General features: G+C 40.6%; 27 protein-coding genes and 5 pseudogenes. 28 read left to right on the top strand and 4 right to left on the bottom strand.

Features of this window, described 5'->3' with window-relative positions; all coding sequences use genetic code 11:
• Positions 1-2 precede the first annotated feature (2 nt).
• The 13 genes and pseudogenes from A3I9_RS0110635 (at position 3) to A3I9_RS0110580 (ending at position 14,332) form a co-directional block, all read left to right on the top strand.
• The gene (locus A3I9_RS0110635; RefSeq protein WP_018379008.1) at positions 3-1,340 is read left to right on the top strand and encodes an SLC13 family permease; all 1,338 of its coding nucleotides are present in this window, start codon (positions 3-5) and stop codon (positions 1,338-1,340) included.
• A gap of 162 nt (positions 1,341-1,502) precedes the next feature.
• Entirely contained in the window at positions 1,503-2,270 is a 768-nt protein-coding gene (gene aroD / locus A3I9_RS0110630) for a type I 3-dehydroquinate dehydratase (protein WP_018379007.1), read from the top strand.
• Between the two features lie 2 nt (positions 2,271-2,272).
• Positions 2,273-5,176, top strand: a complete 2,904-nt coding sequence (locus tag A3I9_RS0110625) for an oxidoreductase (protein ID WP_018379006.1) — start codon at positions 2,273-2,275, stop codon at positions 5,174-5,176.
• Positions 5,177-5,425: 249 nt separating this feature from the next.
• Positions 5,426-5,878, top strand: coding sequence for a hypothetical protein (locus A3I9_RS12855; protein WP_018379005.1), 453 nt, complete (start codon positions 5,426-5,428; stop codon positions 5,876-5,878).
• A 190-nt stretch (positions 5,879-6,068) separates the two neighbouring features.
• Positions 6,069-7,349 (top strand): 3-phosphoshikimate 1-carboxyvinyltransferase, encoded by a 1,281-nt coding sequence (gene aroA / locus A3I9_RS0110615; RefSeq protein WP_018379004.1) that lies wholly within the window; start codon positions 6,069-6,071, stop codon positions 7,347-7,349.
• 17 nt (positions 7,350-7,366) lie between these two features.
• Positions 7,367-7,858, top strand: coding sequence for a shikimate kinase (locus A3I9_RS0110610; RefSeq protein WP_018379003.1), 492 nt, complete (start codon positions 7,367-7,369; stop codon positions 7,856-7,858).
• On the top strand, positions 7,849-8,676 hold the full coding sequence (pheA, locus tag A3I9_RS0110605) for a prephenate dehydratase (RefSeq protein ID WP_018379002.1): 828 nt from the start codon (positions 7,849-7,851) through the stop codon (positions 8,674-8,676). Before A3I9_RS0110610 ends, pheA begins: the two co-directional genes overlap by 10 nt.
• A gap of 23 nt (positions 8,677-8,699) precedes the next feature.
• Positions 8,700-10,046: an LCP family protein gene (locus A3I9_RS0110600; RefSeq protein ID WP_018379001.1), complete on the top strand. Its 1,347-nt coding sequence runs from the start codon at positions 8,700-8,702 to the stop codon at positions 10,044-10,046.
• Between the two features lie 78 nt (positions 10,047-10,124).
• The gene (gene rlmD / locus A3I9_RS0110595) at positions 10,125-11,486 is read left to right on the top strand and encodes a 23S rRNA (uracil(1939)-C(5))-methyltransferase RlmD (protein WP_018379000.1); all 1,362 of its coding nucleotides are present in this window, start codon (positions 10,125-10,127) and stop codon (positions 11,484-11,486) included.
• 279 nt (positions 11,487-11,765) lie between these two features.
• Positions 11,766-12,332 carry a TMEM175 family protein gene (locus A3I9_RS12850; protein ID WP_018378999.1) on the top strand — a complete coding sequence of 189 codons (567 nt, stop codon included), beginning with the start codon at positions 11,766-11,768 and terminating at the stop codon, positions 12,330-12,332.
• Between the two features lie 47 nt (positions 12,333-12,379).
• Positions 12,380-12,454: pseudogene (locus A3I9_RS13760) on the top strand (SMU1112c/YaeR family gloxylase I-like metalloprotein); the annotation flags it as partial.
• A 663-nt stretch (positions 12,455-13,117) separates the two neighbouring features.
• Positions 13,118-13,300 (top strand): MerR family transcriptional regulator, encoded by a 183-nt coding sequence (locus A3I9_RS0110585; protein ID WP_018378998.1) that lies wholly within the window; start codon positions 13,118-13,120, stop codon positions 13,298-13,300.
• A gap of 117 nt (positions 13,301-13,417) precedes the next feature.
• Complete coding sequence (locus A3I9_RS0110580; RefSeq protein WP_018378997.1) at positions 13,418-14,332, top strand: magnesium transporter CorA family protein; 915 nt, start codon at positions 13,418-13,420, stop codon at positions 14,330-14,332.
• Between the two features lie 282 nt (positions 14,333-14,614).
• On the opposite strand, the gene A3I9_RS0110575 is transcribed toward A3I9_RS0110580, so the two are convergent.
• From A3I9_RS0110575 to A3I9_RS0110565, 3 genes and pseudogenes are all read right to left on the bottom strand, one after another.
• The gene (locus tag A3I9_RS0110575; protein WP_018378996.1) at positions 14,615-14,920 is read right to left on the bottom strand and encodes a DUF5960 family protein; all 306 of its coding nucleotides are present in this window, start codon (positions 14,918-14,920) and stop codon (positions 14,615-14,617) included.
• On the bottom strand, positions 14,907-15,275 hold the full coding sequence (locus A3I9_RS0110570; protein ID WP_018378995.1) for a hypothetical protein: 369 nt from the start codon (positions 15,273-15,275) through the stop codon (positions 14,907-14,909). Before A3I9_RS0110570 ends, A3I9_RS0110575 begins: the two co-directional genes overlap by 14 nt.
• Positions 15,272-15,664, bottom strand: a pseudogene (locus A3I9_RS0110565) (DinB/UmuC family translesion DNA polymerase); the annotation flags it as partial. The pseudogene A3I9_RS0110565 and the gene A3I9_RS0110570, both read right to left, overlap by 4 nt.
• A gap of 588 nt (positions 15,665-16,252) precedes the next feature.
• Here A3I9_RS0110565 and A3I9_RS12845 point away from each other — a divergent pair.
• From A3I9_RS12845 to A3I9_RS13435, 15 genes and pseudogenes are all read left to right on the top strand, one after another.
• Positions 16,253-16,378 (top strand): annotated as a pseudogene (locus tag A3I9_RS12845) (antitoxin); the annotation flags it as partial.
• Positions 16,379-16,534: 156 nt separating this feature from the next.
• Positions 16,535-17,305 (top strand): nucleotidyltransferase domain-containing protein, encoded by a 771-nt coding sequence (locus A3I9_RS0110555; protein ID WP_018378992.1) that lies wholly within the window; start codon positions 16,535-16,537, stop codon positions 17,303-17,305.
• A 4-nt stretch (positions 17,306-17,309) separates the two neighbouring features.
• Positions 17,310-17,759: pseudogene (pezA, locus tag A3I9_RS12840) on the top strand (type II toxin-antitoxin system antitoxin PezA); the annotation flags it as partial.
• Complete coding sequence (gene pezT / locus A3I9_RS0110545) at positions 17,756-18,529, top strand: type II toxin-antitoxin system toxin PezT (protein WP_018378990.1); 774 nt, start codon at positions 17,756-17,758, stop codon at positions 18,527-18,529. The pseudogene pezA and the gene pezT, both read left to right, overlap by 4 nt.
• 91 nt (positions 18,530-18,620) lie before the next feature.
• Positions 18,621-18,872 carry a hypothetical protein gene (locus A3I9_RS0110540; protein WP_018378989.1) on the top strand — a complete coding sequence of 84 codons (252 nt, stop codon included), beginning with the start codon at positions 18,621-18,623 and terminating at the stop codon, positions 18,870-18,872.
• 103 nt (positions 18,873-18,975) lie between these two features.
• Positions 18,976-19,473: a hypothetical protein gene (locus A3I9_RS0110535; protein WP_018378988.1), complete on the top strand. Its 498-nt coding sequence runs from the start codon at positions 18,976-18,978 to the stop codon at positions 19,471-19,473.
• 26 nt (positions 19,474-19,499) lie between these two features.
• Positions 19,500-19,760 (top strand): hypothetical protein, encoded by a 261-nt coding sequence (locus tag A3I9_RS0110530; RefSeq protein ID WP_018378987.1) that lies wholly within the window; start codon positions 19,500-19,502, stop codon positions 19,758-19,760.
• 285 nt (positions 19,761-20,045) lie between these two features.
• Positions 20,046-20,531 carry a hotdog domain-containing protein gene (locus tag A3I9_RS0110525; protein WP_018377852.1) on the top strand — a complete coding sequence of 162 codons (486 nt, stop codon included), beginning with the start codon at positions 20,046-20,048 and terminating at the stop codon, positions 20,529-20,531.
• A gap of 254 nt (positions 20,532-20,785) precedes the next feature.
• Positions 20,786-21,736, top strand: coding sequence for an aldo/keto reductase (locus A3I9_RS0110520; RefSeq protein ID WP_018377851.1), 951 nt, complete (start codon positions 20,786-20,788; stop codon positions 21,734-21,736).
• A gap of 127 nt (positions 21,737-21,863) precedes the next feature.
• Positions 21,864-22,322, top strand: coding sequence for a MerR family transcriptional regulator (locus tag A3I9_RS0110515; protein ID WP_018377850.1), 459 nt, complete (start codon positions 21,864-21,866; stop codon positions 22,320-22,322).
• Complete coding sequence (locus tag A3I9_RS0110510) at positions 22,306-23,226, top strand: amidohydrolase family protein (RefSeq protein WP_018377849.1); 921 nt, start codon at positions 22,306-22,308, stop codon at positions 23,224-23,226. The genes A3I9_RS0110515 and A3I9_RS0110510 overlap by 17 nt, the downstream gene beginning before the upstream one ends.
• A gap of 2 nt (positions 23,227-23,228) precedes the next feature.
• A complete protein-coding gene (locus A3I9_RS0110505) occupies positions 23,229-23,861 on the top strand; it encodes a putative quinol monooxygenase (protein ID WP_018377848.1) in 633 nt (210 codons plus the stop codon).
• Between the two features lie 134 nt (positions 23,862-23,995).
• The gene (locus tag A3I9_RS0110500) at positions 23,996-24,415 is read left to right on the top strand and encodes a cupin domain-containing protein (protein ID WP_018377847.1); all 420 of its coding nucleotides are present in this window, start codon (positions 23,996-23,998) and stop codon (positions 24,413-24,415) included.
• Between the two features lies 1 nt (position 24,416).
• Positions 24,417-24,737 (top strand): carboxymuconolactone decarboxylase family protein, encoded by a 321-nt coding sequence (locus A3I9_RS0110495; RefSeq protein WP_018377846.1) that lies wholly within the window; start codon positions 24,417-24,419, stop codon positions 24,735-24,737.
• Positions 24,738-24,890: 153 nt separating this feature from the next.
• Positions 24,891-25,004, top strand: a pseudogene (locus tag A3I9_RS13435) (low temperature requirement protein A); the annotation flags it as partial.
• A 51-nt stretch (positions 25,005-25,055) separates the two neighbouring features.
• Here A3I9_RS13435 and A3I9_RS0110490 read toward each other — a convergent pair.
• On the bottom strand, positions 25,056-25,884 hold an 829-nt coding region (locus A3I9_RS0110490; protein WP_018378986.1), incomplete at its 5' end, for an IS3 family transposase.

Genomic DNA, 25,884 nt, shown 5'->3' with positions numbered 1-25,884 from the left:
TTATGAGTCCAGCTATTTTAGCCTTAATTATGCTTGCTATCATTGTGGTTTTCATTCTGTTTGAAAAACAATTGAAGATTCCGATGAACTTTGTCTTATTTACAGTTCCAGTGATTTTCAGTTTCCTGATGGGGTATGATTTGACACAAACTAGTACCTTTATCTTGAATCAATTAAGTACGGTAATGAATCAGACTGGTTACATGCTCTTGTTTGGTCTGATTTACTTCGTCATGTTGACAGAAACAGGGATGTTTGATGTCATGGTCAATGCCGTGATGAAAATCATTGGCGACCGCTTGAATGTGGTCGGTGTCATGATTTTGACAACTGTATTGGGTGGGATTGCTTACCTAACAGCCAATATGTCAACTACTTATTTGATCGTGTTCCCAATTGTGATTCCTTTGTACAAGAAATTTAAGATTGACCGTGATTTTGCCTTTATCATCTGTCAAACAGCTGTAGCAGCCATGTGTTGGCTCCCTTGGGGAATTGGTGTTATCATGTCTGCGACAATGGCAGGAACAGATGCAGAAACACTGGCAGCAGCTTCTATTCTTTGGGGACTCTGCTTTATCCCAGCGATTATCTTGCAATATGTTTACTTCGCATGGCGTCATAAGAAAGAGCATGGCACACTCGGACTTCCAAAAGAAGCTGTAGCAGACACAGAAGGTGCAGGAGAGACAAAAGAAAAAGAATTTGCTCGTCATAATCTTTTCTGGGTCAACTTTATCGTCTTTATCTTGGTTATCGTTGCTCTAGCTGTCTTTAAGGTACCATCTTACTTGGTCTTTGTAGCAGCATCAATGGTAACAGCCCTCATCAACTATCCAAAGAATTTTGGTCAGATTTGGAACAAGGCTGGCATGACTTTCTTCAATGTATTAATCATGCTTCTCGCTATCTGTTTCTACCTTGCTATCTTTAATGCAGCACCTGAAGATGGAAGCAAACTCTCTATGGTAGCTTCTTTGGCACAATTGTTGGAAAGTGTCTTTCCATCCTTCCTTTTGAAGTATATGCACATTATCTTCTTGCTATTAGCAGTGCCAATCATTTACTTTGTACCTTACCAATTGTACAATGCACTCTACCCACTCTTCATTTCAGTGGGAGCAGCATTTGGTTTATCACCAATTGCCATCATTGCACCGTTCGTATGTAACTTGGCCTTGGCAACAAGTGTCACTCCAATGAACTCTGCAACCTTTGTCGGCTGTTCCTTGATTGAAGAAGAAGTAGGACCATATACTCGTCATGCGGCTCCAATCATGTTTGTGACAAATGCGGTAGTTATTTTAACAGCCTTACTCACAGGAGTCCTACATTTTTAAATTATTAGAGAGAATTCATAGATTCATGGATTCTCTTTCTTTTTTGGACAAAATGCATAAAATTTATCTATCGGTTTGGAAAAATATATTCATTAGATTTGTGCTTTCAATTGTGATAAAATTCAAGTGAATTAAATCACAAAAACAAAGGATGGTAGGAACATGGCAAATGCAACAGTAACCGTATCTGGTGTGACTTTTGGACAAGGACGACCAAAAATTATCGTGCCTCTAGTTGGCAAGACAGAAGAAGAAATTTTACTAGCTGCTTCACAGGCAAAAGACTTGGATTGTGATGTAATTGAATGGCGGATTGATTTCTACGAAGGAGTAGAAACGCCTGGCAATGTAGCAACTCTTTCTCATAAGGTACGTGAAGCTGCAGGCAAACCCGTTTTGGCAACGTTCCGTACAGCCAAAGAAGGCGGGGTATGGCCAATTTCTGATGAACTGTACTTTGATATTTACATGACTTTGTTGCAAGAAGGTCGTGCAGATTTGATTGATGTGGAACTTTTTATGCCAGAAGCTGAGGTACAGGAATTGATTGCTTTGGCACATGAAAAAGATGTCAAAGTCATCATGTGCAACCATGATTTTGATGCGACACCTGAAAAAGATGAGATTGTCCGTCGTCTCACATTGATGGAAGAAAAAAATGCAGATATCTGCAAAATTGCAGTCATGCCACAGTCGAATACAGATGTTTTGACATTATTGTCAGCGACAGCAGAAGTCTATTCGAAAGCGACTCGTCCACTTATCACCATGTCTATGGGAGCGCTAGGAATGGTCAGCCGTGTGAGCGGGGAAGTATTTGGCTCATCAGCAACATTTGGTGCGGCAGCTAAAGCCTCTGCGCCAGGCCAAGTGCCAGTCGGAGAATTACGCAATATCTTATCAACATTGAAATTAACTAATGAGGAGTAACAATGACAAAACAAGTATTTGAAACAGTAAACTTGCCATCGGGTGTAGCCTTGAAAAACCGTATTGTGGTTTCTCCAATGACCACTCAATCTGCCTATTTTGATGGGAGCATCACAGAAGAATTGATTGAATACTATGCACATCGTTCTGGTGAAGTGGGGACTGTCATTGTTGAATCTGCCTTTGTGGAGAACTTTGGGCGTGGCTTCTATGGTGCTCTTGGGATTGACCATGATGATAAGATTGAAGGTCTATCACGCTTAGCGAAAGCCATTCAGGCTAAGGGTTCGAAAGCTCTTATCCAGATTTACCATGCAGGTCGGATGGCCTTTCCAAATATGAACGAAGGAAAAAATCCAGTCTCTGCTTCTGCAGTAGCTGCCCTTCGTCCAAATGCTCCTGTACCTACTGAAATGACACACCAAGAAATCTTGGCTATGATTGACTACTTCGCAGAAGGGGTTCGGCGTGCGATTAAGGCTGGATTTGATGGTGTAGAACTCCATGGTGCCAACACTTATCTCTTGCAACAATTCTTTTCACCACATTCAAACCGTCGTCAGGATGCTTGGGGTGGCACAATGGAAAAACGTGCGAAATTCCCAGTCGAAGTAGTGAAGGCTGCCAAACATGTCATTGAAGAAGAAGGCGCAAAGAATTTTGTTCTTGGCTACCGCTTTTCACCGGAAGAGCTAGAAGAGCCAGGGATTCGCTTTGAAGATACCATGTATCTCTTGCACTCTTTAGCAGAATATGACTTGGATTACTTCCATTTTTCAATGGGAGCCTATACTCGTAATTCGATTGTCAACCCAGATGATGCAGAAATGCTCATTACGAAATTTAATGCTCAAAAAACTGGTAAATTAGCGCAAACACCGATCATGGGTGTTGGAGCAATTCTACAAAAAGAAGATGCTGAAGGTGCTCTTGAAGCAGGCTATGACTTGTTAGCTGTGGCAAAAGGCTTCCTTGTAGAGCCTGACTGGGCTGGTGCTATTAAGGCAGGCAAAGAAGTACAGCCATTTGCAGATATTCATGACCGTGAGAAATTGGTCATCCCTACTCCACTTTGGAAATTTATGGATGATACCTTCTTCCTTGTCAAAGATGTGGAAGCTGAAAAGGCGAAAGCTGAGCGCTTAAAAGAATTGATGAGTAAGGATTTGTCCTTCAAACCTGGACAATACCATGTCATGTCTTATGGGCATAACAGTGCACTTCCAATGGTTGTCACATTTGATGAACATAAGATTACAGGTATTGAAATTGACAACTCAGGCGAATCTGCGGGCCTATCGGATCTTGTCTTTGAGCGCATGCCAAAACAAATCATTGAATTCCAAACGCTCAATGTTGATGCTGTATCAGGTGCCTCTTCAACCTCACAAGGGGTCATTGATGGGGTAGCCGATGCAGCTCGTCAAGCCAGCGGACAAGATGCTGTTGATGTTCTGAAAGCTCGTCAAAAACCAGTTATTGAACGATCAACAGAAGTCATTGAAGAAGAAGTTGATGTCGTTGTGGTCGGCGGTGGTGCAGCTGGTATTGCAGCATCCCTTCGTGCAGATGAACTTGGCTTGAAAACAACGCTTGTTGAAAAACTCAGTTTCATCGGTGGTGCCATTTCAGTATCTGGAGGAAACCAAGTGGTTCTAGGATCACGTTTGCAACATGAAGCAGGTGTGACAGATGACGAACCACAAATCATGGTGGAAGATTTCCTCAAAAATGGAAATAACAAGAATGTTATCGAACTCTTAGAACTCTTGGCAAACAATGTCGGTCAGGCAACCGATTGGGTGCATGACTATATCGGTGTCCAGTATGATATGGCAGGTGGCCTTCATATTCTCGCTGAGTATCGTAAGAACCGTGAATTGGCTTATGATCACGGTGGACATGGATTTGCCGCTGCCGTTCGTGCTAAGATGGCAGAGTCTAATGTCAACCTTCTCCTTCAAACCAAGGCAGAAAAACTCTTGACAGATGGTCAAGGAAATGTGACTGGTCTAGTTGCAGTCGAAGAGAATGGTACGACTCACCGTATTGCTGCTAAGGCTGTTATCCTGACAACCGGTGGTTACGGAAACAATAAGGCCATGCTTTCTGACGAGCTCAAGGATGTACTCTTCTATGGAACACGTTCTTCTATGGGTGAAGGGGTGCAAATGGCACAGGCAGAAGATGTGGATGCAGCAACCCTCATGATGGAACTCGGAAAAATCTATCCAAATGGTGTTGAAGTTTCTCCTGGAACAGCTAAATCTACGATTGACGGGAACCTCCGTGTCTTGAAAGAAAATGGTATCCTTGTGAATTCTCTTGGACACCGTGTGATCAATGAGCGTGCAAGTAACCATGATATCTTGGAAGTCTTGATGGAACAGGAACCTAAAGTCCTCTATCTTCTCCTTGATCAAAAATACTTCGATATCTTCCGTGAAGGACTCGCTGAAGCGGGGATTTCGCCAAAAGAGGTAAATGAATGGTTGGAGGCAAATGGTAGTAAGACTCCATTCCTCTTCCATGCGGATACTCTGGAAGAATTAGCAGACTTAGCTGGTATGGATACACAAGCTTTGAAGAATACGGTAACTCGCTTTAACGAAGCGGTAGCCAAAGGCGTGGATGAAGACTTCGGTCGTCCAGCTATGTTCCTTCAAGTGCCAGTTGGCGAAGGTCCATACTACATGATTGAGCAAAAACCACGTTTTGCAACAACGATGGGTGGCCTAGTTGTCGATGATAAACTCCAAGTTCATAATACTAAGGGAGATGTCATCAAAGGACTTTATGCGGCTGGTGAAGTTGTCGGTGGTGTCATGGGTACCGATTCACCATCAGGTGCCAACAACGCTTGGGCACTGACATCAGGTAAACTCGCTGCCGAGCAAGTGAAATAAATTTACGAACTAAAAACTACCATTAAAGGTCTGAATCAGTAGGTTCAGACCTTTTGTGTTTTTCTTTGACAAAGTAAAAAGAAAGTCATATCATGAAAGTAAAGAGTAGGTTATATATTTTAGTGAATGAACTTTTTTTAGAAAGGAGGAGGGGCAGGGGGTGCCGTCCAAAAAGTTGCAGTTGTTTCATCAAATGGCTACTGTAAGGTTGTTGATTTCTATGTTGCATCATTTATAAGGAGGTGTAAAATGAAACGCAAATTAGAAAGGAGCTTATTTCTATCAATTTTGATAGTTGGAGTGGGAACCTGGGGTGTTTTTCTAGCTAATTCTCCCACCTTGTTTGCTCAAGCCCAAGAAGGAGAAGGTCGAAACATCACAATTACCCATGAAGATGAAAGTCAAAGTATGATTACTGTTCAGTCTAAAGAGAATGTAACAATCGCTATTCTGAAAGAGACTCTCAAGGGATATACTGATGAGCAAATTGACGATTATTTTGCTTACTTTGAATCTGACGATCAGCGAATTTTGGCGGATGAGTTCGGTGGGCTCATGTCTAAAGTGCCTGGTTATGAGGGCGATGGTGATTTGGGCTATGTCATTAACAATGACGGAACTAAGATACACTATAATCTCTTTAGTCCGGAAGCGACAACCGTTGGGGAAGCTAAGGTGGCCCTTAAATTGGCTAATGATTAGGTCGATACGGTGATTCGATGACCGACAGTCTATTAGGCTGTCGGTTTTTTGTGCTCCAATAGAAGATACAGGATGATAGCAAGTATAAGCGATGTCTTTCCATAAAAGATACAGAAATTGTTCGAAAATTCAGTATGTTTATGCTATAATGATTAGATATATCAGTGATTTGGATGTAGAGGAAAAATAGATGAAATTACGGTCACAGGTGCAAGGATTACAGGGAAGCCTTCAAGTTCCCGGAGATAAATCTATCAGTCATCGCTCTATCATGTTTGGTAGTTTAGCAGAAGGTGTGACACGGGTAAAAGGCATTCTGCGTGGGGAGGATGTCTTGTCCACCATGCAAGTTTTTCGCGAGTTGGGTGTGGAGATTGTCGATACAGGCGATTTTGTTGAAATCCACGGGGTGGGATTTGATGGTTTAAAGGCTCCTGCTATTCCCCTTGATATGGGAAATTCGGGTACGTCTATCCGCTTGATTTCAGGCGTTTTAGCAGGTCGGGATTTTGAAGTGACCATGTTTGGAGATGCTTCACTATCAAAACGTCCCATGGATCGGATTACGCTCCCTCTGAGTCAGATGGGGGTTAGGATTTCAGGGCAAACCGAACGGGATTTGCCACCCTTGATCCTACGTGGCACGAAAAAGTTACAACCGATACAATACCAACTGCCAGTGGCCTCAGCTCAAGTTAAGTCAGCCTTGATTTTTGCGGCCTTGCAGGCGGATGGAGAGTCCATTATCATTGAAAAAGAGCTGACGCGGAACCATACCGAGGACATGATACGCCAGTTTGGTGGTGACCTGGAAGTCAATGGAAAAGAAATTCGTATTACGGGCGGACAAAGGTTCACAGCTCAAGATGTCGTTGTCCCAGGCGATATTTCCAGTGCAGCCTTTTGGTTGGTGGCTGGTTTGATTGTTCCAAATTCTAACATCGTTCTGAAAAATGTCGGTATCAATGAAACGCGGACAGGGATTTTAGATGTGATTGAGGCTATGGGGGGAAATCTTACTCTGGACGAAAGAGACGACATTGCCAAATCAGCTACGATGACAGTTCAAACTTCTGAGTTGAAAGCTACAGAAATTGGTGGGACCATCATTCCACGCTTGATTGATGAGTTGCCGATTATTGCTCTGTTGGCGACGCAGGCACATGGGACAACCATTATCCGAGATGCGGAGGAGTTAAAGGTCAAGGAAACTGACCGCATTCAGGTGGTGGCAGATGTTTTAAATAGTATGGGTGCCAATATTGAGCCGACGGATGATGGGATGATGATCCACGGTCCAACACCGCTACATGGGGCAACCATTCAGACCTTTGGTGATCATCGGATTGGGATGATGGCAGCCATTGCGGCTCTCTTGGTAGAAGAAGGAACCGTTGAACTTGAAGGAGCTGAAGCCATTAATACGAGCTATCCAAGTTTCTTTACAGATTTGGAAAGTTTGTTGGTATAAAGAAAGGAGAAGGCCTTATGGCAAAGATTTTATTAGGATTTATGGGGGCAGGAAAAACGACTGTTGCTGGACATCTAGGTGGTGAATTTTATGATATGGACACGATTATTGAAGAAAAAATTGGCATGTCCATCACAGAATTTTTTGCCAAAGAGGGAGAGCCTGCCTTTCGGAAAATCGAGTCTGAAACTTTAGAGGAGTTGTTGGCACTGGATGGTGATGTGATTATCTCAACTGGTGGCGGTGTTGTTGTATCTGAAAAAAATCGTGAACTTTTAAGAAAGAATCGCAAGTACAATGTCCTTTTAGCGGCTTCATTTGAAGTCCTTTATGACCGAATTGAACATGATAAGATCTACCAACGTCCCCTCTTTTTAAATAACTCTAAGGAAGACTTTCACGGGATTTATGAGCGTCGGATGATGCTCTACGAAGGGTTGTCTGATTTGATTATCAATACAGACCACCGGACACCGGAAGAAGTAGCAAGGTTAATTCGATGCATGTAGCTTATTTGGGACCGCGTGGGTCCTTTACCCATCATGTGGCTCAACAGGCCTTTCCAGAAATGGATTTGCAGGCTTATTCAACGATTACTGAGGTCATCAAGGCCTACGAATCTGGTCAGGTAGACTACTCCGTCATTCCTGTGGAAAATTCGATTGAAGGGTCGGTTCATGAAACATTGGACTATCTCTTTCATCAGGCGGATATCCATGCGGTAGCAGAAATTATTCAACCGATTGCCCAGCAATTGCTTGCAACCAGTCCAGACAAGAAAATTGAGGTTATCTATTCACATCCGCAGGCCATTGCACAAGGAAAGGAATACATCCGTGCTCATTATCCACAGGCGCACTTTGAGATGACGGCCAGTACGGCTTATGCAGCCCGATATGTTGCGCAGCATCCCGAAAAACCATATGCGGCAATCGCTCCCTTGGCTGCCGCCGAAGAATACCAGCTGGCAATTGTTGCATCAGATATTCAGGAAATAGATGAGAATTTCACACGGTTTTGGTTACTTGGAAAAGAGGTGCCAAGCCTTTCCTTGCCCGCACAAGAAGAGAAACTATCTCTCGCCCTAACCCTCCCAGATAATCTGCCTGGTGCGCTTTACAAGGCCATGTCTGTCTTTGCATGGCGTGGAATTGATTTGACAAAAATCGAAAATCGGCCTTTGAAAACTGCCTTAGGAGAGTATTTCTTTATTATAGATGTCCAGTATAAAGAGCATGAACTGGTCCAATATGCCTTAAAAGAATTGACAAGTCTGCAAATTTCTTATAAAATTTTAGGGAACTACTTGGTCTATCAAGTCCAGTAGAGATAAGGAAGAAATGAAGAGATATGGTTAGAAATAGTGGTAACCTCACACATCATGAGGAATTACGTCTAGATTATTTAGAGAAAAATGTTTATTATTTAAATGCGAGAGAAAAGCGGGAATTGGCGTATCTTCAAGCAAAGGACGAAGGTCTCGTTGTATCTCCTACACCGAGTCGTGCAACAAGAAGACGTCGCAATGAACCAGTCACTGAGTACCGATCAGAGCAGCATCTTGACCTTGGTCCAGGAATAGAGGATGACGATGAGGTATATCTACCTAAATATCCTAGACCTGAACGACGACAACGTCCTAAAAAAGTAAAACAACACTCAATGGTAGAAGAGTCACCATTACCTCAGTATCCCAATAAAAAAGAAAAAATAAGAAAACCTCGTCGAAAAGGCCGTGTTAAACGGTTGTTGATGGCCCTTCTCTTTTTATTGATAGCTGTTTTAGCTGGGATGGCTTTCATGTTTTATAAGGGCTATTCCTCTGCAACGGATGAGCCAATTGTAGCGGAAGAATTTAATGGCCAGGATACAAGAGATGGCGTGAATATTCTTGTCTTAGGTACGGATGGACGTTCAGGTGATACATCGGATATGACTCGTACAGATTCTATCATGGTTGTTAACATCAACAACAAGGACAAAAAAGTAAAGATGGTCAGCTTCATGCGCGATACGCTTGTCACAATTGATGGTTATGATTATAAGATTAATTCTACCTATACTCTTGGAGAGCAGTTTGATCATCATGGCGCAGAAAATGTCCGTGAGATTTTAAAAGAAAATTTAGATTTGGACATTAAACACTATGCCCTGGTCGATTTTTCTACTTTTGCGACAGCTATTGATACCCTTTTTCCAGATGGAGTTAAGATGAATGCTCAGTTTAGTACCATTGGTGGGGAAACTGTCGATTCTGTTGAGGTACCAAATGATGTTGGTTTTGGGGATCAATCCACTCTTTATCAAACGATTCATGTTGGAGAGCAACGGATGAACGGTCAGACTTTGCTCAACTATGCCCGCTTCAGAAGTGATGACGAAGGAGACTATGGACGGACACGTCGCCAACAAGAGGTGATGGCAGCTATTTTAAGCCAAGCTAAAGATCCGACGAAATTATTTACGGGGTCAGAAGCAGCAGGAAAAGTCTTTGCATTGACATCCACAAGTCTACCGATTGGATTTTTAGTGACAAATGGCTTGCCTGTGGTCTTTGATGGAATGAAGGGAATCGAGCAAACAACAGTTCCAGAAATTGGCGACTGGGTTGATGAATATGACATCTATGGTGGCTCTGGCCTGAAGATTGATTTTGAGAAGTACAAGAACAAACTTGCGGACCTTGGATTCCGTTAAGTATGATATAATGGAGAGACGAAGGTCTCTCTTTTTTCTTTTGAAAATAGCAGAGCTGAGAGTTAGAATGAGGATGTTATGTTACAAAAAAATGATATTGTAGAAGTTGAGATTGTGGATTTGACCCATGAAGGTCAAGGGGTTGCCAAGGTTGATGGCTTAGTCTTTTTTGTGGAGAATGCCCTACCGGAAGAAGTGATTCAGATGCGCGTGCTCAAAGTTACGAAAAAAATCGGATACGGTAAGGTAGAAGAGTACCTCAAAACCTCTCCATACCGTGTAGAAGATATGGATGCGGCCTACTTGCGTACAGGGATTGCTGATTTTGGGCATTTGGCTTATGCTGAACAACTCAAATTCAAACGCAAGCAAGTAGTGGATAATCTCTACAAAACCGCAGGGATTTCTGATGTAGAAGTGCTAGAAACGCTTGGTATGGACCATCCAACAGCTTATCGAAATAAAGCTGCGATTCCTGTTCGCCGTGTCAATGGGCAGTTGGAAACCGGATTTTTCCGTAAAAATTCCCATGATGTGATGCCAATTGAAGATTATCTGATTCAAGATAAGGAGCTTGACCGTCTGATCAATGCCACTCGTGATTTACTGCGGCGCTTTGACCTTAAACCTTATGATGAAAAGGAACAAACTGGTCTGATTCGCAACCTTGTGGTGCGCCGCGGGCATTACTCAGGAGAAATGATGTTGGTGTTAGTGACCACACGTCCAAAAGTGTTCCGCATTGACCAATTGATTGACCAGTTAGTGGCAGATTTCCCAGCTCTTGTGTCTGTGATTCAAAACATCAACGATAAAAACACCAATGCGATTTTTGGTACTGAGTTCCATACGCTTTATGGAAAAGCTACGATTACTGATACCATGCTTGGTAATCAGTACGAGATTTCCGCTCAATCCTTCTATCAAGTTAATACAGAAATGGCTGAAAAACTCTATCAGACAGCCATTGATTTTTCTGAATTGACCGCTGACGATGTAGTGATTGACGCTTACTCAGGGATCGGTACCATCGGCTTATCCTTTGCTAAGTCTGTCAAGGCGGTTTATGGTGTGGAAGTGATTGAAGCAGCGGTCCGTGATGCGGAAAAAAATGCTGCACTAAACGGCATTACGAATGCTCACTATGTGGCAGATAGTGCCGAACATGCCATGGCTAACTGGAGCAAGCAGGGCATCCAACCAAGCGTCATCCTCGTTGACCCACCACGCAAAGGATTGACCGAAAGCTTCATCAAAGCAAGCGCAGCCATGCAACCGAACAAAATCACCTACGTCTCCTGCAACCCAGCCACCATGGCGCGTGATATTAAGCTTTATGAAGAATTAGGCTACAAGTTGCAGAAAGTACAGCCTGTTGATTTATTTCCGCAAACGCATCATGTTGAGACGGTAGTATTGATGTCACGGGTCAAGGACTGACCGCCTAAAAAGTTCAGTATTTCCGGGCTTTTCTGGAATTTGACCGTCAGAGTCGGGGTGCGAAAATGCCGCGAAAATCGCTCTATCAGAACATATCAATCGCTTCTGTCGGAGGGTTGAGTAGGCCATTTGGATGTCAGTAGGTTGAGTGGGCGGTTTAGATGTTTTTTCCGCAGGGTTGAGTTAGTGATTTGGATAACATGGGGTTGTGGCTGTGGTTTAGATGTCAGGTCGACAACTCGGGATTTGTAGTGTACAGATAAAGGAGATGATGTGTAAATGAACATAAATAAGGAAAGGCTGGTGGCCTTTACGGATGCAATTATTGCAATAGCGGCAACCATAATGGTTTTGGAATTGGTAGCACCGGAGGACACGACTCTTCAGGGGTTGTTGTCACAATGGCCTGTTTTTATTGCCTATCTGACAAGCTTTGACCTGATCTATCTGGTATGGCTCAATCATCATAACGCCTTCCAGAAGATAGAACATGTGACTATACGTATCTTTGCGTTAAATGGTATATGGACATTCTTCCTAACGCTGGTTCCATTTACAACGAGATGGGTAGGCGAATATCCGAACGATACATTGCCGGAGTTCCTTTATGTTTTCATTATGTTTGCGTGGTCACTGATGTTTCAGATTATGGACAATCAGATCCTGAAGGACTTCCCGGGGACAAAGCCGGACGTGACAAATACCCGGAAAGTGCGTATTCCGCTTTATCTTGCATATGCTGCAGCAATGATCGTTTCGTTCTTTGCTCCAATAGCCAGTCTGGTCATAATTCTTGTCGTTGTCGTAATACTGACTGTCGGTATATTCAGGATGCTACACAAATAATAGCGGTACAAAGGGCCTCACCAAAAAAATGCAAAACAGAAGGTGGTGAACCAATACGAACAGACACATTTACAGGTGAAAAGATGACTTTTTTCCGAGATTCGGACGGACTGCCTTTGGAACCACCATCGCCACTCCTTATGGCAATCACAATGCAGATACCCTGTCTGTTGCTAAGTCCTTACAGACAGATTTGGTCTTCACTGGTCAGACAGGCATTCTCTCATCAGAACTGTCTGATCCCAATCAATTACCAAGGATAAGTCTCTTACAGAGCCATAGTTTTGAAGAATTTTTAGTCATGTTGAGGTGAGATAAAATATAATCAAATCTTTCCTAGGTTAACTAATCGAATCTGATAAGAAATGCTAGAATATCAAATAGAATCAATTTTTATAGCTCCGTATATGGGTGGTTAAGTAAAGATTTGCAATTCCGTTCCACAGTATAATCCTAAAATCACTTTCACTTCCTTTCGTTCATTAGTACAGAAGAAAGCTCTCAGCACATGTTGAGGCTATCGCATTACTAGAGAAGTCCGAAGATTAAGTGTTCAGCTCGCCTCTTTATTTTCTGGTAAGCTGCTAAAAATCCTCAGTGGGGATTTTTACTCCTAATTAGATATTGGGAGTTTAGTATTAAGCATATCGGAATGGATGACAAGAAAAATGCACCCCTTGTACTTACCCTGATATGTAGATTTTTGCAGAAGAAAAAATATTAAGATTAGTATTGACCTGCCCATTAGGGACTGGTATATACTTTAATCAAGGAGGTGTTAGACCATGCGTAGAAATGAAATTCAAGAAAAAACAGGTTTGAATAGAAAAGCAATCGAGTGTTATGAAGAAAAAGATTTGATTAAACCTTTAAAATCAGAAAATGGCTATCGAGATTATAGTGATAAATATTTAGAATTCTTTAATAAAATATCTTTGTTTAAGAAAATTTGTCTAAGTTATATCTGAGATCGAAAAATGTTTCAAAATTTGCTTATTTCAATATCTCTTTAACAATATTGAAAAACTTGTCAAAAAAATGTTTATTAACTATAATAGTTAGAGAAAGAGATAGGAGGGCAGAAAGTGATAGAAAAACGTTTTGGCAACAACAACGAACTGAGCTGGATTATTATCCATTCAGAAAGAGAAATGATAGACAAACAATTAGTCGAAGACTATGGATTAGATAAAGAATTGGTCTCATATGCATTAGACAAAAATGAACGGGCTCATTTAGAATACAATGTAAAACTCGATCGATTATTATTGATTTTTAATCTTCTTGATGTAACAAAAGAGGATAATCATTATGAAACCACACCGATGGCGTTTATCGTGCAACAAAATCAGTTTATTACGATTTTCAATGTGAGAAATGCTTATTTGCTGGAAAAACTAGAAAACTATTTGGCTAATAATACAGTTTTGACCTGTCAACAGTTCCTATTCGCCACCTTAACGATTGCTTCCAAAGAATATTTCCCTGTTTTGGATCAATTGGATCGTGATAAAGATACGCTCAATGCTAAGTTAAGAAAGAGGACGACCAAGCAACTGCTATTAGAACTGTCTGACTTGGAAACTGGGTCAGTCTATTTACTAACCGCAGGAAATCAAAATGTGCTCGTGTTGGAACAATTGCGGAACCACCCACATATTCAAAAACTCGATAGCATTGAATTGGAAGAACTGGACGATGCATTAATTGAAGCCCGTCAGCTAGCAGCCATGACGCAGCTGGATTCTCAGATTCTTCAACAATTGTCAGGCGCCTACAATAATATCTTGAACAATAACTTGAATGACAACCTGACTATTTTAACGATAATATCCATTTTACTCGCAGTTATTGCTGTTATCACTGGATTCTTTGGGATGAATGTTCAGTTGCCATGGCAAAACGAGCCACAAGCGTGGATTTGGATTGTCATTCTAGCGCTTGTATTATGGCTGATTATTGCACAAGTATTGAAATTTGTCATGCGTCGACAAGGGTAAAAAAGATTTTATAAAGAGATTTGAGGGGAAACTCTCAATTTTTTTTTTTGGCACAAAATGGTAATTGATAGGCACCAACTGTCATTCATCTTTTTCTGAACAAGGAGTAAATTAATGTCATCAAGTTGATAAAGACTTGAAAGAATCATCCAGAAAGAGGTGCTAGAGGCTTATTTTCCATGGGACAAAAACATTAAGAAAGCTTGTAAATAGAAAAAAGTTCCAGGGTCGACAGGACTTTGGAGCCTTTTTCAATATACTTTGTTATTGGGCGCTTACATATTATTCCATTTTTTGTACTAAATACGTTGTAGTTTTTTTATAAGAATAGCGGTAGATTAGAGGATTCTCATCTACGGTACTTACTTCAAATATGAAGAAGTGATCGCGGTTATCTCTGGACTTTTCCTTATTGAGGACAAAGTAATTCTTACGTGAAGTCGCCATTGTTTTGAGGATATCATCGGTCAGGAAGGTCAATGGAATATTCATGTTGGAGTAGCGGTAGAAGTCACGTTCAAAATCTTGGTAGCTCTCGCTGTAATAGTCCATTTGCAGGTGATTACGTTGAAACTCAAGCTGATTCATAAAGTACCTCCTCAACAAGTTCAATACTAATAATGTCTTTCAATTTCAAATTGATATGAGCTGTTGTAGTTTTTATCAAAATGAAATCCTTATTCAGACTTGGTATTGTTCCAGTGTAGGAAACACGCTTGTTTTTTTCGATCACATGAGTGCGCGTGTGTAGCTGCCCAGCGTATACTTGACTGAGGAGTAATAATTTCTTCTCTAGTGATAAATCAGACATGTATGTTACTTTGTTTGTGTCATCAGAGAGTGCTGATGTATGCTCAGATAGGAAAAAGCCCATCCATTTTTGCATCTTTGTATCCTGGTACTCTCTTGCTGACTGAAATGGTAAGTATGAACGGTCAATCATTTAAATCCCTCCAATCCACCAGCGGAATGACCGCCGATAAGTTTACTGCGTTCAATATTTCTGGAACCTTCAGTTAGGACGGTTCCTTTTTGTATGGCTAAAAAGCCAAACTGTTCTCTGACAACATCAATAGCTGTCTGAAGTCTATTTTCTTTTTCAATTTGTTCTACATCATCAAAGAGTGATAGTAGAGTATAGCTTTCATCTACGAAGCCACTACAAGATACACCAATTTGTCTCACTGCTCCAGAGGAGTATTTTTTTCGGAATAATTCAAGTACATGACTCACCATTGTTTTGGGGAGATTTGCGGGTTCAATTTTTTTCTGAGCATTTATAGATTTTTTCATCTCAGTCTTAGAATATCCAATATGAATAGAAACGACAGTAGTCAATACTAGGGCTACTGTTCCGTTCCACAGTATAATCCTAAAATCACTTTCACTTCCTTTCGTTCATTAGTATAGAAGAAAGCTCTCATCACATGTGGAGTGTGTAAGTTTGCTTGAAAAACTCTAGGATAAAAGCAAGTTAAAGGAGTGGGGATTTCTCGCTATTTTCATGATATAATAATTTAGGAAAGAATGGAGTGATAAGATCAATGAGATTAATAAGATTGACTTTTAGATTAGCAACTGGTTCTGTTAAATGGTTTATTGGTATGTTTAAATACTATCGATGAGCCGAAAACGTTGAGGCGGTATCACTGCTCGTGAAAGATTAGAAACCTTTGAACAAAGGGATAATGAAAAGCCTTGATATCGAGCCTTTTCTTATGCTTAGGAGTATATAAGAAAAAGAAATTGTTGATCTGATCCCCCATACGGAGACTATTATCCTATTGTCCAAATCTATAGGAAAAAAATGCCACTTATCTAGAAATCACAAATAATAAGGAATATTGAGTTTATAGTTGAATAGACACCAAGCGTATGATAAAGTGTAAATACAAATAGTATTTACAAGAGGTGCTTGATATGGCGACGACTCAACCAGTTCATTTTCGTGAAGATTCTGTTGTTTATCAACGGACTAAGAAGATTTTAGCAGATGAGAAAATCAGTTTGACAGATGTTTTGAACGCTGCTTTAAGAAATATAAGCAATGAATGGGTGAAAATATTATTTTGTGAGAAATTACGTTTTCGGTTCATGAATTTCTCTAGAGAAGGATTCGTGGTAAAATAAAGAAAATAATCAAGCAGTAATTTAACAAAAATAGTCTTGATGGGTTTGTAATGATAAACAGGAGGTGATAGGATGTTGACCCAAGAAGAAATGAACAGTTTGGTACCCGAAAAACTGCGAGAGATTGAGAAGGAGTACGATATTACAGTTTTGTGGGCGGTGGAGTCCGGTAGTCGTGCTTGGGGATTTGCCTCACCCGATAGCGATTTTGATGTTCGTTTTATTTATCAGCACAATCAAGATTACTATCTGAAGCTCAATAGTGGTCGCGATGTGATTGAGCTGCCAATTGACGATACGTGGGATGTGAGTGGTTGGGATTTGGACAAGACGTTGAAGTTACTCTACAAGTCCAATCCAACCTTATTCGAATGGATGCAATCCCCGATTGTCTATCATCAGACAGATTTTATTGAACGTTTCCGTCCGCTTGCCCAGCAGTATTTTTCTGAGAAAAAGATGCTCTATCATTACTTGAATACGGCGAAAAACCAGATGAGCCGCCATCTGTCTGGTCCCAAGGTGAAACCGAAGAAGTATTTCTATGTCCTTCGTCCAGTTTTAGCCTGTCGCTGGATTGAGAAGTACCATAGTGTTCCACCGATTTTGTTCGATGATTTGGTGACAGAGTTGGTTCCAGACAACATGAAGCCACATGTGTCAGCCTTACTAGATATCAAAGTCAATGGGCCAGAGGGAATGGAAATCGCACCCATCCAGCCCATTCATGATTATTTGGTACAGAGCATTCAAGAATTAGAAGAGCTGGTCGCGACTGTCAAAGAGGATACAAGAAACTGGGAAGCACTCAACCAATTCTTTCTTGAAGAAGTGAAGCAATAAGACGAAAACACATGATTTGACGCAACCAGAATTCGCAAAAATTATTGGTATTTCAAGGAATAGCTTTAGCCGTTATGAAAATGGAACAAGTTCTGTCTCAACAGAGCTAATAGACCGTATTTGTCAGAAATTTAATGTGTCGTATGTCGATATTGTAGGAGAAGAAAAGATGTTAACACCAGTAGAAGATTATCAATTGACGCTGAAAATCGAAATCATCAAAGAGCGTGGCGCAACGATTTTATCGCAATTGTATCGCTATCAAGATAGTCAAGGAATTGCTTTTGACGATGAGACCAATCCTTGGATTTTGATGAGTGATGACTTGTCTGACCTTATCAATACCAAGATTTATCTTGTTAATACTTTTGATGAAGTGGAGTGCTACAATGGGTATTTGGATGGCATTGAGCGCATGTTGGGGCTTGCTCGTCATCAGGTGGTGGCTGAATGAGGTTAGAAGAATTTAGCCAAGATGACTTTGATCTGGCCTTAAAACGAGCCATTCGTTCCTTAACTCGTGGTAAAGAGATATCAGTTAACCCAATAGCCATTTTACTTGGTGGGCAAAGCGGAGCAGGAAAAACAACGATAAACCGGATTAAACAAAAAGAATTTCAAGGCAATATCATCATTATTGACGGTGACAGCTATCGTTCTTTACACCCGAATTATCTAGCATTGCAGGAAGAATTCGGAAAAGATAGTGTGGATTATACCAAAGCATTTGCTGGAGAAATGGTAGAATGTCTTATGGATGAACTGAGTAACCAAGGCTACCATTTGTTAATTGAAGGAACCTTGAGAACGACAAAAGTCCCACGAAAAAAAGCTCAGCTATGGAAGGCGAGAGGTTATCAAGTCTCGTTAGCTTTGATAGCAACCAAGCCTGAATTGTCTTATCTCAGCATCTTAATTTGCTACGAAGAAGTCTATGCGGTTAATCCAAACCAAGCTAGAGCAACGCCTAAAGAACATCATGATGGTATTGTAGACCATTTGATTGATAATTTACGAGAATTAGAAACTGATAAACTCTTTGACCGGATTCAAATTTACCAGAGAGACAGACGGTGTGTCTATGATTCTGAAACAGGTAGAGGAAGAGCTACCGATATTCTACAAGAGTGTCTCTTTGGAAAATGGAGCAAGGTCGAGGAAGAGATGTTGAAGGTAGGTCAGGAGCAGTTGTGTGAATTAGTTGAAGGAAATAAGGAATTTTAGTATACCAACAGCCAAACAATGCTTAAAAAGCGACAACGAAGTAAAGTGTGCTTGATCATCGCTAGAAACAAAGAGTTGAGAGACAAAAGAAATGAAGAAAGCTACCTATAAATTATTGACGATGATTCCAGTTTATGGAACGATTTTAAAATTTTCTCGTAAGGGTGAAGTGATGCTCTGTAGTCCGCTACTTGCAGAACTATCTGACGAAGGAATTGATGTAGGAGACATTTTCAAATTACTTGAAAATCAATATCCAGGTGAAGTTGTGACAAATGAACGTTTTTTTGAAGGCTGTCAAAAGATAAGAACTTCGATGAATAAAAAGAATATTGAATCGTAAAATGTTCTACTCTGTCAAAAAATAAAAATCTCCACTCACAACTGTCACAGCAATCAACCTACTGCTTGAAGACATTCCATTGTTGCAAGAATAGTGAGGTATTATGATGATTCAATTTGTACATGTAGTGAAAGACTATTCGATCGGAATCTCTTATGTTGGCATACTTGCCTTTATCATGCAGGAAATTCCCTATCTCATCATGCCATTTCTGAAGCTGGAGTCCAATCCCATCATGAATCTCCAGCATGAGGCCAAGGGAATAGAAGTGGCACAGACTATATGTGGCATATTCACCATCTTAATGTTAATCTTTCTCGTGAGGGAGGATGCGGTACTGTTTCCTCTTGAGTCCACTAGAGAAACATTCTTTTTTAGCTTGATGCTTATCTTGTTCTTTATTAATTTTACTGGGTGGACAGTTTATTTTAGAAGGTATCACATAAGCTGGCTTATTGTCAGTAGCCAATTTGCGGCTGTTCCCTTGTATTATTTCTGTTTTGGTATGTGGAAACAGAACCTTCCGCTAGCCTGGGTAGCAATAGTATTTTTCATCCTTCATACTGTAAATGGTTATATGAACTTTATTGGAACAAACTAGTATCGTCAAGTACGGTTTCTGAAGTTGTGGGTGAAGGAGAAGGTTGTGATGTTTTTTATGAAACACATTTTCACCAAGACAACATTGTCGCTTCTATCGAAGTCTCTGAGAATCTAACTTTTTCAGAGATTTACTCATTGCTTGCAAAGGATAAGTATATGGAAGTTGCTGATATTGTGACGATTTCAAATAATGAAAAAGCAATTACTGCATTTATCGAACAGAATAAAGAGGAAATGAGAGCACAAACAATTTTTTCATTAGAAAGTTTTGTTGCTCGTAAATAATGTACAGTACAAAAGAGCTGAGGAGGAAATTGTATGGATGAACAGGTAATTTGTATTCTCCAAAAGGTTGCATGTTGGATATCAGTTTTTTACAAAATACAATAATGGATTATAAAAGGAAAAAGCTTTGATTTCAAGGCTTTTTTGCTTGTTATAAGAATGGAGAAGGAAACTGAAATAGCGGGTGTTGTGAGTGAAGCTAGCAGTTAAAACAAATTATTGGTAAGCGTTTACATAATATGGTATGATGTGACCATACTATAAAATAAAAACGAGGAAACGACCATGATTCACATGAACAAAGTCATTGCCATTCAAGATACATATGGAGAAAGATTTCAACATTGTTGGGGATGCGGTCCCAAAAACGTTGATGGCTTACACCTAAAGACTTATCCGAGTGAGGATGGACAGTGTTGTCTTTCAGTGTATACCCCAGGTGCTCATTATACAGGGGGAGTACCATCCAATATTTTTGGTGGGATGATTGCAGTGCTCTTTGATTGTCATGGAACAGCGTCAGCGGCCTGGTTTGCCCATCGTAAAAAGGGGTTAGAGCTGACAAAGGAGACTGTGATTGGACGATATATCACAGCAAGACTAGAGGTTGATTTTAAGAAGCCACTTCCAGTCAATGAAGCAATTACTGTGACATCTAAAGCAGAAGAAATTGGCGAACGTAAAGTCATTGTCACAATGGAAATGGTAGCTGCAGGAGAGGTTCGTGCAATAGCGCGAATGATTGCAGTAGCGGTCAAAGATCATATGTAGTCTAAGGCAACTTTCATTTGGAAGTTGCCTTTTTATAATGTTTGAATCAGATGGGATTTCAGCTTTCTGCATTGTTATCGGTAATGAAGAATGGTTTTACCATCAAGGAAAGAACGAATGGTATTAGAATTCGTATACAGATGTTTCCTTTTTAAATGTTGGAGCGAGATTTAAAAAAATCATTCATAAAACACTTGACTTATAGTCAACTACAAGTGGTACACTGTCACCATCAACAAAAAAGGAGAAACAAAATGACAAAACATACAGCATCAATCGTACTTGGAACATGGTCTTGGGGAACTGGCGGATTTGCTGGTGGTAATGTGGTTTTTGGCAATCATCTTGATACGACTGACTTGAAAGATGTTTTTTCGGTTGCTATGGAAAATGGTCTCAACACCTTTGATACTGCTTTTGCCTATGCCAATGGGGAATCTGAGAGGATTTTGGGTGAGTTAGTGAGCCAATATGACAGGTCAGAAGTCATCATATCTGACAAATTTACACCAGGAATGCAGGATGGTACCAAAGAAAATCCAGTCGCAGATATGTTAGAAGGTAGTCTTAAGCGCTTGGGAATAGAATATATTGACATTTATTGGATTCATAACGCTGCTGATGTTGAACGTTGGACACCATTTTTAGCAGACTTAGTCAAATCAGGACGTGTGAAACGAATTGGTGTATCCAACCACAGTCTTGACCAAGTGAAACGTGTTCAGGAAATCTTGAAACCAGCTGGGGTACAAATTTCAGCTGTTCAAAACCATTTTAGTTTGCTTTACCGCAATTCTATTGAGGATGGATTGCTTGACTATTGCAAGGAAAATGATATCCAATTTTTCTCTTACATGGTTCTAGAGCAAGGCGCTTTGTCTGGTAAATATGATAGTAGGCATCCGATGCCAGCTGATTCCAATCGTGGCAAAACCTATAATCCGATGTTTCCAGCCTTAGGTGACTTACTTTCTGAATTGAAAGTTTTGGCAGACAAGTATCAGGTTAGTCCAGCACAAATTGCGACAGCTTGGGCAATCGGGCGTGGAACAACACCAATCTTAGGCGTTACAAAAGTTGAACAAGTTCTAGATGCGGCTAAAGCTAGCGACCTGGTTCTCAGTGGGACTGAAATGGCAAGATTAGAAGAATTGGCTTCAGAAGCTGGTGTCAATACACGCGGTGGCTGGGAAGGACAAGCTTAACACAATGAATCAACAAGGACTGTCTGAGTAACTAAATGATGCAAGAGTTGACGTGCTAAAAAATGTAACTTAACAAAAATTATAGTAGACTAGAGTTACAAGATACGTTTAGATAGAAGGTAATGAGATGACAGAAACGAAAAAATACACCATTACGGAAGTGTCACAAAAATATGATATTAATCCCAATACCCTGCGTTATTATGAACGGATAGGGCTTTTACCAGAGATACCTCGTCAGTCTAATGGCAATCGCTATTTTACAGATGATCTTAATAAGTGGCTTGAAATGATTATTTGCCTACGTCATTCTGGCATTCCAATCGAAGCCTTGATTGATTATTGTCAGCTACTCATGCAGGGTGATCAGACGGTAGAAGCGAGTGAAGCCTTGTTGCGTGAGCAACTAGCAGTGCTAGAAAACAAACAAAAAAATCTTCAACGTTCTATTGATCGCTTGACACGCAAAATCAGTCTTTATGAATCTGGAGAGATTTTAAATAAGGATACCTATTACGAAGAATATGGCATTATTTTTGATGAAGCCGGTAGCTGGAAGGAGAGATTAGATGACTTTGAAAATTGATGCCTTTGCCCATGTTTTACTTCCTGAGTTTTTTGGAAAAATGCTAACGCTGGATAAGAAGTTAGTCTCAAAAATGCCCTTTATCCAAAACCCTGTCTTGACGGATATAACAAAACGTCGCGAGACGATGCCAGCTAACACAAAACAAATTATTTCTTATGTCAATGCTAATCCAGAAGATTATCTGGATAGTGCTGAAGCTACTCAATTGGTAGAACTGGCGAATGAGGAATTGCTAGCGACGGTCAAAGAAAATGCGGATATTTTTTCGGGTGGTGTAGCCATGGTGGCGATGAACAATATTCCAGAAGCAGTGCGCGTGATAGAGAGCTTTGTTGTTAGTCATCCTGAGATACTTGGGATTCAATTATTCACACGTCATCTGGGGAAATCCCTAGCAGATGAGAGTTTCAAGCCAGTATTTGCAGCAGCATCCAAGGCGAATAGCCCAATCTGGCTACACCCAGTCTTTGATGAGCGGAAGCCAGACAATAATATTATCTTTAGCTGGGAGTACGAATTAACCCAAGCCATGCTAGACATTGTGCAGGCTGGTTATTTTCAAGAATTTCCAAATCTCAACATCTTAGTTCATCATGGTGGGGCTATGGTTCCTTACTTCGCAGAGCGGATTGAGCATATTTTACCAGAGGAGCAGGCGAGTGATTTCAAGAAATTCTATGTGGATACAGCCCTTTTAGGCAATAGCAAAGCTCTGGAACTCTGTGTGGACTATTACGGTGTTGACCATGTTCTTTTTGGAACTGATGCACCGCTTGGGATTCTTCCAGCTGGAGCGACAGAAGTAATCAGTAATGCTATCGAAAAATTACCTTTAACGGATAATGATAAAGAAAAGATTTTTCGTGGGAATGCCAATAGGCTCTTTGGATTTGGAGGTTGAAAATGACAGAGATCTTTAGAATGTTTCGTCTTGGTTTGGAATTGGATTATGAAGAAGATTATAAGCAAATTGGCTATACGAACTTTACCCAGTCAATGGCACTAGAACCAGGGACTTTGGCTATGTATGGTGGTCATCTTTCAGAAGATTTTAGTCAGCAGATCGTTGTGGAATGTTATGCTAGTGAAGAGGCTTATCAGGAACATGTTCAATCACCTCATTTTAAGGCCTTTGTAGATTTGGCACAAAAAGCACTGACTAGCCGTGAAGTGGTGACCTTGGTGCCACAATTATTGCTTCAAAAACCAACCGCCTTGCGGATTTTTGATGATAAGCAGTTAGCTGTTCGACTAGCTACAGTGACGGTTAGGGATAGCAATGCCTTTTCAGAGATTGTTTTACCTGAAATGCAGACAAGCATGGAAAAAGAAGCTGGAGTCTTGGTCATGTATGCTGGTACAGATGTGGACAATCCGGATACTTGGTATTTCTTTGAGGTCTATCAAAATGAAGCTGCATATGAGCAACACAGAGCAACACCGTATTTTAAAGACTATATTGAGCAAAGTGCTAAATTGGTCCTAGATAAACAACTTCAAACGTTGCATGGGGATATGCTGGTGAATCGAGGATAGATTTAGTAGCTTGATGATAAGTTAAAATACTTTTGAAGCATCTATTAACTTTCATTATAGGTATTTGTCACTGTTAGTAGTTAGAGATATACTATAATCGAGATTAACATTATTATAGAAAGAAGTGATGACTCATGTTTAAACATGAAGACGTTAAAAACAATCCCTTATTTGCCTTTGGAGAAGAAAATCCGTACGGTGTTAGTTTTACGGGACAATCCTATCTAGCAATGTTGGCACAAGCGCCAGATGGCAATACCAGTGTTGGAAATGTGACCTTTGAACCGGGATGTCGTAATAACTGGCATGTGCATTTGGATGGGTACCAAATTCTTCTTGTTACTGGAGGAGAAGGTCTTTATCAGGAAGCTGGGAAAACTGCGCGACATCTAAAAGCAGGTGATGTCGTTGTGACTGACAAAGGAGTGAAGCACTGGCATGGTGCAACCAAAGATTCTTGGTTCAGTCATGTGGCGATCACAGCTGGTGCCAGTGAATTTTATGAATCAGTGATAGGCGAAGAATATCAAGCAGCTCATAAGGAGGAAGAATAATATGACTATTAAACAAACAGCAGGGCGTGATCAACTAGGCGAATTTGCGCCTGAATTTGCTCATTTTAATGACGATGTTTTGTTTGGCGAAAACTGGAATAATGAGGCCATTGATCTGAAGACACGTTGTATCATTACTGTGACGGCTCTGATGAGCTCAGGTATCACCGATTCTTCTTTAAACTATCACTTGGAAAATGCCAAGAAAAATGGTGTCACCAAGGAAGAAATCTCTGCTATCATTACCCATCTGGCTTTCTATGTCGGCTGGCCAAAAGCCTGGGCAGTCTTTAGAATAGCTAAGGGTGTATGGGGAGAATAAGATACGACAGGTGCTCGTGGATATTAACAATAATAAGTCGTTCACCCAACAGGTTATCAGCCACGTGGGAGAACGATCTATTTTGCCCAAACTAGAATGATAATTGATATTTGCGGACCTCCAAGTTACTTTTATTGAAAGGAAAAATCACATATTTTGGCAATGATAAAACATAAGAAAATTGAATTAACGGAGCTATTTTACGATTTGGTTTACGTTTATGGCTTTAGTCAGACAACCTCGCTCATTCACCATGTTCATCAAGGGGTGATTCCTATGAACTGCTCCCTGTCAAGTGGACAATGAAATAATAAAAGATTAAGCAACGGCCTTGTTCCTCATTTCAAGAGGGGCAAGGCCGTTGTGTTTCTCTTGAAATCGTTCATTATTGTAAAAATAGATATAGTCATCAATATCAGTGACCAACTCCTCAAATGTCTTGTAGGTCTTCAAATCATAACACTCCGTTTTAAAGTGTCCAAAGAAACTCTCAATCGGCGCATTATCAATGCACTTGCCAACTCGTGACATTGAACGTGTCATCTGATATTGTGTTGTTACCATCCGGTATTCTCGCGATGTGTATTGGGAGCCTCTATCACTATGAAGCAGCGGTGTGGCTCCTGAGTTAATCTCTATTGCCTTTCTTAGAGTTTCCATAACAAGAGGATTATCATTGTGCTTACTGATATGGTAAGCCACGATAGAACCATCATATAGGTCTTTAATAGCACTTAAATAAGCCTTACAACCTAATCCATATTGCAAGAAAGTCACATCTGTACACCATTTTTGATTAGGTGACTGAGCTGTAAACTCTCGATTAAGAATGTTCTCTTCGATATTCACAAAACTAGTCTTCGTGCAATAGCCTCTAGAACGACGGATAATTGATGAGATACCAAGGATACGCATTAAGCGACGAATTCGCTTCTTGTTATAAGTTGTTCCAAGTTCCCGATTGATAGCTCGTGTCATTCGACGGTAGCCTAAAATTCCCTTGTGTTTGGTATGGAGTTCCTTGATGGTTTTTAATAGTGTTCGATTTGTCTCCTCAGATGTAGTCTCTTTGTGATTAAGCCACTTATAATAGCCTGATCGAGACACTCCAAGCAATTGGCATAACTGGCTAATAGAGGCTCCACTA

Origin of the sequence: Streptococcus ovis DSM 16829 (assembly GCF_000380125.1) — a bacterium.
Lineage (GTDB): Bacteria > Bacillota > Bacilli > Lactobacillales > Streptococcaceae > Streptococcus > Streptococcus ovis.
The sequence above is the reverse complement of the archived record's forward strand: the minus strand, read 5'-3'. Positions and strand labels throughout refer to the sequence as shown.

Bases quoted from the DNA above. Each gene is read 5' to 3' on its own strand.
- aroD (WP_018379007.1), top strand. From the start codon at position 1,503: ATGGCAAATGCAACAGTAACCGTATCTGGTGTGACTTTTGGACAAGGA.
- A3I9_RS0110555 (WP_018378992.1), top strand. From the start codon at position 16,535: ATGTTGACCCAAGAAGAAATGAACAGTTTGGTACCCGAAAAACTGCGA.
- rlmD (WP_018379000.1), top strand. From the start codon at position 10,125: ATGTTACAAAAAAATGATATTGTAGAAGTTGAGATTGTGGATTTGACC.
- A3I9_RS0110635 (WP_018379008.1), top strand. From the start codon at position 3: ATGAGTCCAGCTATTTTAGCCTTAATTATGCTTGCTATCATTGTGGTT.
- A3I9_RS0110600 (WP_018379001.1), top strand. From the start codon at position 8,700: ATGGTTAGAAATAGTGGTAACCTCACACATCATGAGGAATTACGTCTA.
- A3I9_RS0110625 (WP_018379006.1), top strand. From the start codon at position 2,273: ATGACAAAACAAGTATTTGAAACAGTAAACTTGCCATCGGGTGTAGCC.
- A3I9_RS0110525 (WP_018377852.1), top strand. From the start codon at position 20,046: ATGATTCACATGAACAAAGTCATTGCCATTCAAGATACATATGGAGAA.
- A3I9_RS0110535 (WP_018378988.1), top strand. From the start codon at position 18,976: ATGATGATTCAATTTGTACATGTAGTGAAAGACTATTCGATCGGAATC.
- A3I9_RS0110505 (WP_018377848.1), top strand. From the start codon at position 23,229: ATGACAGAGATCTTTAGAATGTTTCGTCTTGGTTTGGAATTGGATTAT.
- pezT (WP_018378990.1), top strand. From the start codon at position 17,756: ATGAGGTTAGAAGAATTTAGCCAAGATGACTTTGATCTGGCCTTAAAA.
- A3I9_RS0110610 (WP_018379003.1), top strand. From the start codon at position 7,367: ATGGCAAAGATTTTATTAGGATTTATGGGGGCAGGAAAAACGACTGTT.
- aroA (WP_018379004.1), top strand. From the start codon at position 6,069: ATGAAATTACGGTCACAGGTGCAAGGATTACAGGGAAGCCTTCAAGTT.
- A3I9_RS0110520 (WP_018377851.1), top strand. From the start codon at position 20,786: ATGACAAAACATACAGCATCAATCGTACTTGGAACATGGTCTTGGGGA.
- A3I9_RS0110585 (WP_018378998.1), top strand. From the start codon at position 13,118: ATGCGTAGAAATGAAATTCAAGAAAAAACAGGTTTGAATAGAAAAGCA.
- A3I9_RS0110540 (WP_018378989.1), top strand. From the start codon at position 18,621: ATGAAGAAAGCTACCTATAAATTATTGACGATGATTCCAGTTTATGGA.
- A3I9_RS0110500 (WP_018377847.1), top strand. From the start codon at position 23,996: ATGTTTAAACATGAAGACGTTAAAAACAATCCCTTATTTGCCTTTGGA.
- A3I9_RS0110575 (WP_018378996.1), bottom strand. From the start codon at position 14,920: ATGAATCAGCTTGAGTTTCAACGTAATCACCTGCAAATGGACTATTAC.
- A3I9_RS0110510 (WP_018377849.1), top strand. From the start codon at position 22,306: ATGACTTTGAAAATTGATGCCTTTGCCCATGTTTTACTTCCTGAGTTT.
- A3I9_RS12855 (WP_018379005.1), top strand. From the start codon at position 5,426: ATGAAACGCAAATTAGAAAGGAGCTTATTTCTATCAATTTTGATAGTT.
- A3I9_RS12850 (WP_018378999.1), top strand. From the start codon at position 11,766: ATGAACATAAATAAGGAAAGGCTGGTGGCCTTTACGGATGCAATTATT.
- A3I9_RS0110515 (WP_018377850.1), top strand. From the start codon at position 21,864: ATGACAGAAACGAAAAAATACACCATTACGGAAGTGTCACAAAAATAT.
- pheA (WP_018379002.1), top strand. From the start codon at position 7,849: ATGCATGTAGCTTATTTGGGACCGCGTGGGTCCTTTACCCATCATGTG.
- A3I9_RS0110495 (WP_018377846.1), top strand. From the start codon at position 24,417: ATGACTATTAAACAAACAGCAGGGCGTGATCAACTAGGCGAATTTGCG.
- A3I9_RS0110570 (WP_018378995.1), bottom strand. From the start codon at position 15,275: ATGATTGACCGTTCATACTTACCATTTCAGTCAGCAAGAGAGTACCAG.